This is a genomic window from Myxococcota bacterium (assembly GCA_039030075.1).
Classification (GTDB): Bacteria; Myxococcota_A; UBA9160; order UBA9160; family SMWR01; genus JAHEJV01.
The window spans coordinates 252389-264344 of the sequence record JBCCEW010000007.1; the positions used below are offsets into that span (position 1 = coordinate 252389).

The 11956-nt window shown below is 65.6% G+C and carries 11 protein-coding genes; 10 read left to right on the top strand and 1 reads right to left on the bottom strand.

Going from position 1 to position 11956, the window contains the following annotated elements; translation table 11 throughout:
* Positions 1–71: 71 nt before the first annotated feature.
* A complete protein-coding gene (gene radC, locus AAF430_10375) occupies positions 72–785 on the top strand; it encodes a DNA repair protein RadC (protein ID MEM7410627.1) in 714 nt (237 codons plus the stop codon).
* 62 nt (positions 786–847) lie between these two features.
* Positions 848–1228, top strand: coding sequence for a TIGR02266 family protein (locus AAF430_10380; GenBank protein MEM7410628.1), 381 nt, complete (start codon positions 848–850; stop codon positions 1226–1228).
* A gap of 63 nt (positions 1229–1291) precedes the next feature.
* Here the strand turns inward: AAF430_10380 and AAF430_10385 are convergent, their stop codons facing one another.
* The gene (locus AAF430_10385) at positions 1292–1735 is read right to left on the bottom strand and encodes a single-stranded DNA-binding protein (GenBank protein MEM7410629.1); all 444 of its coding nucleotides are present in this window, start codon (positions 1733–1735) and stop codon (positions 1292–1294) included.
* Positions 1736–2019: 284 nt separating this feature from the next.
* Here AAF430_10385 and AAF430_10390 point away from each other — a divergent pair, with 284 nt between their 5' ends.
* The 8 genes from AAF430_10390 (at position 2020) to AAF430_10425 (ending at position 11896) form a co-directional block, all read left to right on the top strand.
* Positions 2020–4437 (top strand): DNA translocase FtsK 4TM domain-containing protein, encoded by a 2418-nt coding sequence (locus AAF430_10390; GenBank protein MEM7410630.1) that lies wholly within the window; start codon positions 2020–2022, stop codon positions 4435–4437.
* Between the two features lie 58 nt (positions 4438–4495).
* Positions 4496–5176, top strand: coding sequence for an outer membrane lipoprotein chaperone LolA (gene lolA, locus AAF430_10395; GenBank protein ID MEM7410631.1), 681 nt, complete (start codon positions 4496–4498; stop codon positions 5174–5176).
* An 811-nt stretch (positions 5177–5987) separates the two neighbouring features.
* On the top strand, positions 5988–7832 hold the full coding sequence (gene arc / locus AAF430_10400; GenBank protein MEM7410632.1) for a proteasome ATPase: 1845 nt from the start codon (positions 5988–5990) through the stop codon (positions 7830–7832).
* 43 nt (positions 7833–7875) lie between these two features.
* Entirely contained in the window at positions 7876–9360 is a 1485-nt protein-coding gene (dop, locus tag AAF430_10405) for a depupylase/deamidase Dop (protein MEM7410633.1), read from the top strand.
* Between the two features lie 78 nt (positions 9361–9438).
* Positions 9439–9654 carry a ubiquitin-like protein Pup gene (locus tag AAF430_10410; GenBank protein MEM7410634.1) on the top strand — a complete coding sequence of 72 codons (216 nt, stop codon included), beginning with the start codon at positions 9439–9441 and terminating at the stop codon, positions 9652–9654.
* A 32-nt stretch (positions 9655–9686) separates the two neighbouring features.
* A complete protein-coding gene (gene prcB, locus AAF430_10415) occupies positions 9687–10535 on the top strand; it encodes a proteasome subunit beta (GenBank protein ID MEM7410635.1) in 849 nt (282 codons plus the stop codon).
* Positions 10532–11230 carry a proteasome subunit alpha gene (prcA, locus tag AAF430_10420; protein MEM7410636.1) on the top strand — a complete coding sequence of 233 codons (699 nt, stop codon included), beginning with the start codon at positions 10532–10534 and terminating at the stop codon, positions 11228–11230. Before prcB ends, prcA begins: the two co-directional genes overlap by 4 nt.
* 81 nt (positions 11231–11311) lie before the next feature.
* The gene (locus tag AAF430_10425) at positions 11312–11896 is read left to right on the top strand and encodes a proteasome accessory factor PafA2 family protein (protein ID MEM7410637.1); all 585 of its coding nucleotides are present in this window, start codon (positions 11312–11314) and stop codon (positions 11894–11896) included.
* Positions 11897–11956: the final 60 nt, after the last annotated feature.

Here is an 11956-nt window from a genome sequence, read left to right on the forward strand (position 1 = left end):
CTTTCGCTGCGCCGGGTCGTCGCGGCGCGCCATCGCGAGTAGGCTCTTCGCTCCCGGTCCCGGGAGTCTTCATGGCACGGGACCACGACGCCGCCAGAACGCGCACACAGAGAGCACAACCCGCCCCCGACGGGCCGCGGGAACGCCTTCGACGACTCGGACCCGAGGCGTTGAGTGCCGCCGAACTGCTCGCCTTGCTCTTGCGCACGGGCGTGCGCGGGGAAGATGCCCTCGGCGTCGCCCGCCGCGTGCTGATCCGTACCGGTGGCCTCGATCGGTTGGAATCGACGCAGGTGCCCGAACTGACGCGGTTGCCCGGCGTTGGCACGGCGAAGGCGGCGTCGCTCTGCGCCGCCTTCGAGCTCGGTCGTCGCTGCGCCGCCCGCCGGCTGCCGGAGGGGGCGGTGCTGAGCAGCCCCGAAGCGGTCTTCCGGCGCTTCGCCGCTCGGCTGCGACGCGCTCCCCAGGAGCACTTCATCGTCGTCCTGCTGGACGGACGCCACCGGATCCTCGGCGAGGAGACCGTGTCCCTGGGCACCCTCACGGCCAGCCTGGTCCACCCGCGAGAGGTGTTCCGGCCAGCCCTGCGCGCCAGCGCCGCCGCCCTGCTGCTCGTCCACAACCATCCGAGTGGCGACCCCTCCCCCAGCCTGGAGGACCGCGAGGTCACCCGCAGGCTGGCGGAAGCCGGCGAGATCCTGGGGATCCGGGTCGTCGACCACGTCGTCGTGGCCGAGCGCGGCTTCGTGAGTCTTCGAGAGGACGGGGCGTTCGGCACTCGCTAAGGCCGTCCGCGCGTCGGGTCGATAGGAACCTGCGGCCTCGGAGCCCATAGCCTGGAATGCGAATGAAGACCCAAGTGCAACAGACCGGCAACTCGGAGAGCGCGGAGACCGCGGAACGGCGCCGCTCGGAGCGCGTCGATCTGGTGGTTCGCGTCGACTACAAGACCGTCGACGAACTGTTCTCGGAGTTCGCGCGCAACATCAACGAGGGCGGCATGTTCGTCGAGACCGAGACTCCGCCCGAGCTCGGCTCGCCGGTGGCGCTGCAGTTTCGGGTGCCGGGGAGCGAAGACCCGATTCAGGTGATGGGGCGCGTCGCGCGCATCACCGAAGGCGATCTCCAGGAACCGCCCGGCATGGGAATCGAGTTCGAAGACCTCGATGAGCAGTCGCGCGATCTGATCAACCAGCTCGTCCGCAACCTGCGCGTCGGCGCAAGCTGACCGCGCGCACCGCGTACGCTCGATCGGCGGAAGCACGCCCTCTGCGGGCGCCCCTCGCGACGACTAGAAGGGAATGTCGTCCGACGGCGGCGGACCGGAGTCGAAGCCGCCAGCACCCGAGCCACCTCCGGACGGACCCGCCGGACCGGAGGGCGGACTCGACGGGCCTCCCTCGCCGCGACCACCGAGGAACTGAACGGTGTTCGCCACGATCTCCGTCGTGCGGCGCTTCTGGCCTTCCTTGTCTTCCCACTCGCGGGTCTGGAGTCGACCCTCGATATAGACGCTGCGCCCCTTGGACAGGTACTGCGCGCACAGCTCACCGGTCCGCCCCCAGGCGACGATGCGATGCCACTCGGTTCGCTCTTGCTTGTCGCCGTCGCGCGTCGAGAAGCGTTCGGTGGTGGCCATCGTGAAGTTCGCCACCGCCTGACCCCCCTGTGTGTAACGGAGCTCGGGGTCGCGTCCGAGATTCCCCACCAGAATGACCTTGTTCACGCTTGCCATGGACGTTGCTCCGTCGGTTGAGGGGTGAATTTCGATGGTCTCGTCGACGGGAACACCCGTCAAGGCGAAGCCGAGCCAGGTTTCGACGAACGCGGTTTGAGTTCGTCTGACCGCAAGGCGAGGCGATCGCAGCGCTCACGCTGGAATGGGCGCGAGTTCGGGTCTCGGCGCACACAGGGAGGTCACGCAGGCCACCCAGGACGCCGCCATTGACGCCGCCCTCCTCCCGCGTACCCTGGATTTGCCTGACGGATCCCGGGGGGTGAATTCGATGGGCAGGCGCCATGGCTAAGGCGGCGCGCGCTCGCGCGCGCAAGTCGGCGGCTCCCGAGGAGCCCGTCGGCGGATCGCTGGGAACCGCATTCGCCCGAGAGGCGATCGGGGTCTCCCTGTTGGGACTGGCTTGTTTCGCAGCCCTCGCCGTCTGGAGCCACGCGCCCCACGATCCGCTCTGGAGCAGCGAGCCGGTCGCGAACCGGGGGGGGCGCCTCGGGGCGATCCTCGCCTCGACCCTGGTTGGCAGCCTGGGCCTCGCCTCCTACCTGGTCGTCGGCCTCGCCGCCCTGCTCGGCGCGCGGCTCATCGCGGGGCTCGGGCTCCCGTCCTTGTCCTCGCGGGCGGCGCTCGCGATCCCGCTGCTGCTCGCACCGGCCGCGGCGATCCCGCCTCTCCTCTCTCAGGCGTTGCCGAAGCTCGGTGGCCTCGAGGGCGGCGCTCTGGGCGACTTCCTGGCCGGCCACCAAGCCTGGCTGCTCGGGTCCTGGGGCGCGCTCCTCGCGAATGCGCTGGTCGCCAGCATCGGTTTCCTGGCCGTCACGGGCTTCTCGGTCGGCCGGGCCCTCGGGCGACTGGGCGCCCTGCTGGGGGTCATTGCAGGTGCCGCCTTGGCGCTCGTGGGGGAAATTGGACGGGCGCTGGGCGCCGCCTTCGCTGCCGCCCGCCGGGGCGTGGGAGAACTCACCCAGGGCATCGAGCGGGGCTGGAGCCACCTCGGCGTCTGGCGCGAGCAGCGCGCCCGCCGCGCCCGGGTCGCGGCCCAGCGCGGACCCGAGCCCGAGGAAGAGCTCACGGCCGAAGACGCGGCTGTGGAACTGACCCCGGCGACCCCCGCGAAACGCGCGGCCGCCAAGCGGGAACGCGGGGGCCCCCAGATCGTCGACCACGCCGAGGAGCGCTCGCCGAAGGGCGGCCAGCAGGAGAGCTTCCAGTTCCGCGAGCAGCGCCACGCCGGTCCCTATCAACTCCCTGACGTCTCCATCTTCCAGGAGCCGCCGCGGGGTGCGCGGACCTACGACCGCGACAGCCTGATCATGAACTCGCGCATCCTGGAGAAGAAGCTCCAGGACTTCGGGGTGGGCGGCAGCGTCGTGAAGGTCCATCCGGGTCCGGTCATCACGATGTACGAGTTCGAGCCGGCCTCGGGCATCAAGGTCAACAAGATCGTCGGCTTGGCGGACGACCTCGCCCTGGCCCTGCGCGCGCTCTCCGTGCGCATCATCGCGCCGCTCCCCGGCAAGTCGGTCGTCGGCGTCGAGGTCGCCAACGCGGAACGCGAGACCGTCTACCTCCGCGACCTCCTCGAGTGCGAGAAGTTCCGAGGCAGCGAGGCCCGCCTGCCGGTTGCGTTGGGCAAGGACATCTTCGGGAACCCGGCCGACGCCGATCTCGCGAAGATGCCCCACCTGTTGGTGGCCGGCGCCACCGGTACGGGCAAGAGCGTGTTCCTCAACTCGCTCTTGTGCTCCGTGCTCTGCCGACGCACCCCCGACGAACTCAAGCTGCTGCTGATCGACCCCAAACTCCTCGAGCTCTCGATCTACGCCGGCATTCCTCATCTCATCGCGGACGTGGTCACGAACCCGAAACGGGCATCCGCCGCGCTGGCCGGGATCGTCCGCAAGATGGAAGAGCGGTACCAGCTGATGGCGGCACTCGGCGTCCGCAGCATCCAGCAGTACAACGAGCGTTGCGAGAAGGAGCTCGCTGCCGGCAAGAAGACCTTCCGGCTGAAGGCCGGGCCCGACGAGGAGGAAGGCGTCGAGGTCCCCTTCCAGACGTTGCCCTACATCGTGGTCGTCATCGACGAGCTCGCCGACTTGATGGTCGTCTGCGCGAAGGACGTCGAAGAGTCGCTGCAGCGCCTGGCCCAGATGGCGCGAGCGGCCGGCATCCACCTGGTCCTTGCCACACAGCGGCCCAGCGTCGACGTGCTCACGGGCGTCATCAAAGCCAACTTCCCGGCGCGCATTTCCTTCCAGGTCTCGTCGCGCACCGACTCGCGCACCATCCTGGACCAGAACGGCGCCGATCATCTGCTCGGCTCGGGCGACATGCTCTTCCTCCCGCCCGGCACCTCGAAGATGCAGCGGCTCCACGGCGCCTTCGTCACCGAAGACGAAGTCGGGAGCCTGACCGGCTTCCTCCAGGAGCAGGGCGCCCCCTCCTTCGACGAAGACCTCGTGCGGATCGACGTCGAGACCGAAGAGCGCGGCGAAGAGGACGAGGACGTCGACGAGATGTACGACCGCGCGGTCCAGATCGTCGCGGAGACGCGCAACGCGTCCATCTCGTACGTTCAGCGCCGGCTGAAGATCGGCTACAACCGCGCCGCGCGCATCGTCGAGCACATGGAGCGCGAAGGTGTGGTCGGTCCCCAGATGGGCACGAAGCCGCGGGAAGTGTTCGTCAGCCCGATCGACTGAGCGCTCTGAATCCCGGCGCTCTTCCCCCGTCGAAGCCCGCATGGACTACGCTGCGAGCATGCGACTTCGCCTGGCTTCTCTTCTTGCACTCGGATGCGTCGCCGCGACCGCCGCCTGGGCCGATGCGGTCCCCGAGCCCACTTCCGAGAGCTGCCGGGACACCGCCGCCACCGCCGTGCAGAAGCGTTACGATGGCGTCCGGGATCTGCGCGCGCGTTTCGTGCAAACGACCCGGCCCGTCAGTCTCGGCGGAGGAACCGCGGCGAAGACGACTTCGCGCGGGACCGTCGTCCTCGCGAAACCGGGGAAGATGCGGTGGTCCTACGAAGCACCCGAGCCGAGCCTCGTCGTCAGCGATGGGAAGACCCTCTGGCTCTACGACCCCGGCTTCCGGGAGGCCCAGAAGCTCCCCGCCGGCGAGGGCTTCTTGAGCGGCGCCGCAGCGCAATTCCTGCTCGGGGCCGGAGACATGCGGCGAGACTTCGAGGTGACGGCAGTCTCGTGCCAGGCGTACGAAGTGGAGCTCGAGCTCGTGCCGAAGACCCCTGCGAGTTATGAGAAGCTCTACCTGACCGTCGACCCGAGGGCGGGAGACGTGCGCCAGACCCGGGTCGTCGACCTGCTCGGCAACATCGCCGAGGTCGCCTTCGAGGACCTCCGCGTGAACCAACGCCCCGGAGCCGAGGTGTTCCAGTTCGTGCCGCCGGAAGGCGTCAAGGTCGTCGAGCTGTCTCCCTGAACGAGCGGCCGATCGCCTACCTACAGGGAACGCAGCTCCCACAGTTGGAAGCAGACTTCCGTCCCTCCCCGGGGGCACGAAGCGACCTGCGGCGCAGCTCCGACTGACCGGAAGTTTGACGCTGCGTCGGATTTGCCGGTCCGTGAAAACACCGCACCGCATCGCGAGGCGGCAGCTGGGACGCAGATTTTCTTACCGGGGTGGAAATCGCACATGGAAGCCCGCTCGTTGGCTCCGTCGGTATCGATACGAGCCCGGCCTCGGCATCGTGGCGCCGCCGGACGGGCAGCCGCTCGGACGCTTCGGGTGTGCGGATTCCGGCCACTGGATCAGAACTGCGTTCTATCTACAGTGGTTTCGATGGAACTTGCGAGTTCGTGAGGGGTCCGTCGATGGTCGCCTCGGGGCCGTTTGCTACGCTCGGAAAAGGGTTGATATTTCGAGAGGTTGAGAGGCCTCGGTCCCTCCCTGTGATGTCGCGTATCGGTGTCACGGCCGAGTGTCTCCCAGACGGTTCCACGATGAGAAGTCAGCGAACGGTCGGACCGATTCTGCGCCGCCCGGGACCAATGTGGCGCAGTGGGTGCCGCCGAATTTCTGTGCTGTGGGCGTCCGCGATTCGCGCGGAACTGAACTCGCACGAAGCACGGAGTCGTGTCACCCGAGATGACCGGCGGCTTCGAATGTGTGCAGAAGACTCCGTTCCGAACGGAGTGCGTTACGGTTTCCCAGATACTGGCACTCACTTTGCAGTAGCTCCGTGCGGAACCGATCGCACCCGAGGGGTGGGGTGTCTGAACGAGGAGACGGCATGAGCAGCGAGTTCGATCCGAGAAGCGGACGCAAAGGCTTCGTGCGCGATGTAATGCGACGCATCTCGTCACCGGGTGCCGAGGAAGAGTCCGAGGCCAACGCGGGTACGGACCCGGAAGCCCCGCGGGCATCGCGGGATGAAATCGAAGACCTGCGCAACGCACTTCGTTTATTCGGCGCCGACTCTCCGGAGTTCCGACGCCGCTTGGATCGCGTGCTCGCCGAGCACGAGGCCCTGCGTCGCCGCTACCACATGACGCGCGAACAGTTCGCCGATGCAGAACGGCAGAACGAGCGTCTCGTTGGCGTGCTTCAGGAAGCCAAGCAGCAGATCGAACTCCTCAAAGAGGAAGTCGACAAGCTCTGCGCGCCGCCGAACAACTACGGCATCTTCACGCGCGCCAACAAGGACGGCACCGCCGAGATCTACGTGGACGGCCGACAGATGCGCGTCAACGTGCATCCCAACGTCGATCCTTTCCAGTTCGTCGAAGGCCAGCAGGTCGTGCTCAACGAGGCGTTCAACGTCGTCGAGCCGGCCGGGTTCGTGGCGCGCGGCGAGATCGCTTCGATCGTCGACTTCATCGCCGACAACCGAGTGATCGCGCTCGGGCACACCGACGATGAACGAGTGATCACGCTCTCCGACCCGCTGCGCCGCGAAACGCTGAAGGTCGGCGACAACGTGCTGTACGACCCGCGCACCCACTACGCCTTCGAGAAGCTCCCGAAGTCTGCGGTGGAAGAGGTCGTGCTCGAGGAGATCCCCGACGTCACGTACGAGGACATCGGTGGCCTGGGCGATCAGATCGAGATCCTGCGGGACTCGGTCGAGCTGCCCTACATCTATCCCGACGTGTTCGCCGAGCACCAGCTCTCGCCGCCGAAGGGCATCCTGCTCTACGGACCGCCTGGCTGCGGCAAGACGCTGATCGCAAAGGCCGTCGCGAATAGCCTGGCGAAGAGCATCGAGAAGCGAACCGGCAAGGAGACGACGCCGTACTTCCTGAACGTGAAGGGGCCCGAGCTCCTGAACAAGTACGTCGGCGAGACCGAGCACAAGCTCCGAGAGGTCTTCAAGAAGGCGCGCGACAAGGCGAGCGAAGACGTCCCGGTGGTCATCTTCTTCGACGAGATGGACTCGCTCTTCCGGATGCGAGGCTCGGGCGTGTCTTCGGACATGGAGGCCACCGTCGTGGCCCAGTTCCTGTCCGAGATCGACGGTGTCGAGTCGCTGAACAACGTGATCGTGATCGGCGCCTCGAATCGCCAGGATCTCATCGATCCTGCCGTGCTGCGGCCCGGACGCCTGGACCTGAAGATCAAGGTCCAGCGACCCGACGCCGCCGCCGCGCGCGAGATCTTCCTGAAGTACCTGACCCAGGACCTGCCCTTCCACACCAGCGCGGAAGAGCGCTACGGCAGCGACCCGGCGAAGGTGGTCGACGGCATGGTCGCCGACACGATCGAGCGCATGTACACGACCAACGAGGAGAACAAGTTCCTCGAGGTCACGTACGCCAAGGGCGAGCGCGAGATCTTCTACTTCAAGGACTTCTCGAGCGGCGCCATGATCGAGAACATCGTCTCTCGCGCCAAGAAGCGAGCAGTGAAGCGCACGATCGAGAACAACGAGCGTGGCATCACGCTGGAGGACTTGATCGAGTCCGTGAACGACGAGTTCAAGGAGAACGAAGATCTCCCGAACACGACGAACCCGGATGACTGGGCACGGATTTCCGGGCGCAAGGGTGAGCGCATCATCAACGTGCGCACGCTCATGACGAACATCTCCCGGAAAGAGAAGTCGATTGAAAACATCACCTCGGGCCAGTATCTCTAGGAGCGTCGCGAGGCACCGCCGGTGCGGAGACTGAAGAGACTGCATGGCCATTCCGAAGGTGATGGGGACCGAGGTCGAGTACGGGATCACCGTCAAGGGTGATCCCGACTTCGATCCCATCAGTAGCTGCGTCCTCCTGGTCAACGCGTACCGAGAGGACCACGCAGGTGAGATCCTCTGGGACTACGACCAGGAAAACCCGCTTGCGGACGCGCGTGGTTTCCAGGTGGACGGCGAGAAGTACACGCCGAACCAGCAGGAGAACATCGCGCGCAACAAGACTCTGGTGAACGGGGCGCGCTACTACGTCGATCACGCCCACCCCGAGTACTCGTGCCCCGAGGTGACGAACGTCCGTGATCTCGTGATCCACGAGAAGGCCGGCGAGCGCATCCTGGAGGCCAGCCGCCGCGAAGCGAACGCCCTGCTGCCGGAAGGCACGCAGATGTTGATCTACAAGAACAACAGCGACCGCAAGGGCAACAGCTACGGGTCTCACGAGAACTACTTGATGGACCGTCGCACGTCCTTCAAACAGATCGTCGAATGCCTGATGCCGTTCTTCGCCACCCGCCAGGTCTACTGCGGCGCCGGCAAGATCGGCTCGGAGAATCGCGGCACCCCGGTCGACTACCAGATCTCCCAGCGCGCCGACTTCTTCGAGACCGAAGTCGCCCTCGACACGATGGTCAAGCGACCGATCATCAACACGCGCGACGAACCGCACGCGGACCGCGAGAAGTACCGCCGGCTCCACGTGATCGTCGGCGACGCCAATCTCTCCGAGTACACGATCTATCTCCGCAACGGGGCCACGGCTCTGGTGCTCGCGATGATCGAGGATGGCGCGATCACCAAGGATCTCTCCTTGCGCGACCCCGTTCGCGCGATCAAGGAGGCCTCGCACGACCCCACCTGCAAGAAGGCCCTGCAGATGGAGGATGGCTCGAAGAAGAGCGCGGTCGAGGTGCAGTTCGAGTACCTCGAGATGGCGCTCGCCTACACCGCGAATCAGTCCCTCGATCCGGTGACCAAGGACGTGCTCGCCAAGTGGGAAGAGGCGCTCGAGGCCCTCCGACGCGACCCGATGGAGCTTCACGAGAAGGTCGATTGGGTCATGAAGAAGGCGATGATCGAGAGCTTCATGGAGCGCAAGTCGCTGGATTGGCGCGCGCCCCAGGTCGAGATGCTCGACCTCCAGTACCACGATCTGCGGCCGGAGAAGGGTCTCTACTATCTTCTCGAGCGTCAGGGTCGCGCTGAGCGCGTCGTCACCGACGAGGAGATCGTGGCGGCGATCCATACGCCGCCCGCGGACACCCGGGCCTACTTCCGAGGCGAGTGCCTCAAGAAGTACGGGAGCGCCGTGTTCGGCGTGAACTGGGATTCGATCTCGTTCGGCGTCGATGGCGAGCCCATCAAGCGGATCCTGATGGCCGAACCGCTGAAGGGCACGCAGGCCCACGTCGAAGATCTCCTCGAGAACTCACCGACGGCAGCGGATCTCGTCAAGAATCTGCGCGCCTGAGCCGACGCTAAGCTCTGGGACAAGGAGTCCAACATGCGCATCACCAAAGACCTTCGCAATCAAGACTCGAAGTTGCCGATCTACGGCGCTGCCGAGGGTGGCCAGAAGCAGGCCCCCAAGAAGGGCGGCGGCGGAGAAGAAGGCGACGGCAAGGGTGACGGAGCTCAGAAGCTCGCCAAGAAGGGCGAGAAGCTCAAGGATGAGATGGACGCTCTCGTCGACGAGATCGACGAGGTCCTGGAAGAGAACGCGGAAGAGTTCGTCAAGAACTACGTCCAGCGCGGAGGCGAATAGTCGCTGCTCCGCCGGGGGGGAGGGCAACGATCGTGCGGATCCCGAATTTTGCTTCGGGTCGCCAGGGAGAATCCTCGGTCATTGGACCGGGGACGAGTTACGACGGTGCGAGCTTTTCGGAGCTCCTGCAGGTCGACTACCCGCACCTGGCTTTCGACTGGAGTCGGTACGCTGGCGCCGAGCCGCTGAGCGTCCCACACGGGACCACGGTCCTCGCATTCAAGTATTCCGAGGGCGTCATCGTCGCGGGCGACCGCCTGGCGACCGAAGGACTACGCGTCGCGTCCCGCGACATCCAGAAGGTCTACGCCACGGACGATCACTCGATGATCGCGATCGCTGGCGCAGCGGGACCCGCCATCGAGATGGCGCGCATCATGCGCATCGAGCTCGAGCACTACGAGAAGATCGAGGGCCAAGCACTCGAACTCGACGGCAAGGCCAACAAGCTGTCCCAGATGATCCGGGCGAATCTGCCTGCCGCCATGCAGGGCTTGGCGGTGGTGCCGCTCTTCGCGGGCTACGACCTGCGCCGCCAGCACGGGCGCATGTGGAAGTTCGACGTAACGGGCGGGCGCTACGAAGAGGCCGAGTTCGAGTCCTCGGGCTCGGGCAGCCTCTACGCGCGGGAGTCGCTGAAGAAGTCCCACAACCCGGGCGCCACGGAACGCGAGGCGCTCGAGATGGCGGTGCAGGCGCTGACGGACGCGGCCGACGAGGACCGCGGGACGGGCGGCATCGACATGCTCCGCGGGATCTTCCCGACGGTGATCTTCTGCTCCCAGCCCGGCATCCGCCAGGCCGACGAGACGGACATTCGCGAGGTGTACGAAGAGATGATCGCGCGCCGCGCCAGCGACCACGGAGGCGCCGCGTCATGAGCATGCCCTTCTACGTTTCTCCCGAACAGGTCATGCAGGACAAGGCCGAGTACGCCCGGAAGGGCATCGGACGCGGAAAGTCCAGCATCACCGTCGAGTACGACTCGGGCATCGCCGTGATGGCCGAGAACCAGTCGAGCCTCTCGAAGATCGGCGAGATCTACGACCGGATCGCCTTCGCAGGCGTCGGCAAGTTCAGCGAGTTCGATCAGCTTCGGAAGATCGGGGTCCGCTACGCCGACATGAAGGGCTACCAGTACAGCCGCGACGACGTGCGCGCCCGCGCTCTGGCCAACTCCTACTCGCAGGCGATCGGCGACGTGTTCACGCGCGAGCTGAAGCCGCTCGAGGTCGAGGTGATCGTGGCCGAGGTCGGCGACCCGGAGCTCTCCGGGCACGAGGACAACGAGATCTATCGCATCCAGTTCGATGGCAGCATCAGCGATCACCGCGGCTTCTGCGTGATCGGCGGGTCGGAGGAGGAGCTGGCGAGCTACCTCCAGTCGAATTTCCAGCAGAACGCTCCCCTTGGGGAGGTGCTCCGGATGGGTCAGGCCGCACTTCAACGTGCAGCCGATGGGCAGGGAAGCGTACCGCCCGAGAACCTCGAGGTGTGCCTGCTCGAAAAGGCGCGGAACGGCCGAAAGTTCCGTAGGCTGAGCACCGATGAGCTGAGAGGACACCTCAGCAGTTAGGCCCCCTGGGGATCGCTGGGGTACCAGCGGTCCGGCTATTCTCGGAAATGAATCCGGGTGGCATAGAAGACGGGCGGGGTCGTGCAGAAGCGCATCTACGGGATCGAGACCGAATACGGGATCATCTTCACCCCAGAGGGGCGGAAGACGCTCCCGGTGGAGAAGGCGATCCGCTTCTTATTCGAGAAGCTGATCACCACCGAGCACTTTCTCAATGTGTTCCTCGAGAATGGCGCGCGCTTCTATCAGGACACGGGCTGCCACCCCGAGTACGCCACACCCGAATGCGCTTCTCCGCGCCAGCTGATCGTCTATGACAAGGCCGGCGAACGGATCCTCGAAGATCTTCAGCTCTACGCCGAGGAGAAGATCCGCGAAGAGCGCATCGCTGGGAAGCTCTCGATCTTCAAGAACAACACCGACTTCGTCGGGAACTCCTACGGCTGCCACGAGAACTACCTGGTCGACCGCGATGTCGACTTCTACTACCTCGCGGAGCAGTTGATCCCGTTCCTCGTCACCCGCCAGATCTACACCGGCGCGGGGAAGGTCTTCCAGACCCAGGACGGCGTTCACTACTGCATCAGCCAGCGTGCCCAGCACATCTACCAGAAGATCTCGGGCACCACGACGAACGATCGTTCTCGTTTTGACGGCAAACTCTAGATCACTGAGCGCTGAGATAGTATCAAAAGAAGTCGGTATCCATTCGGCGGCAAACGAAAG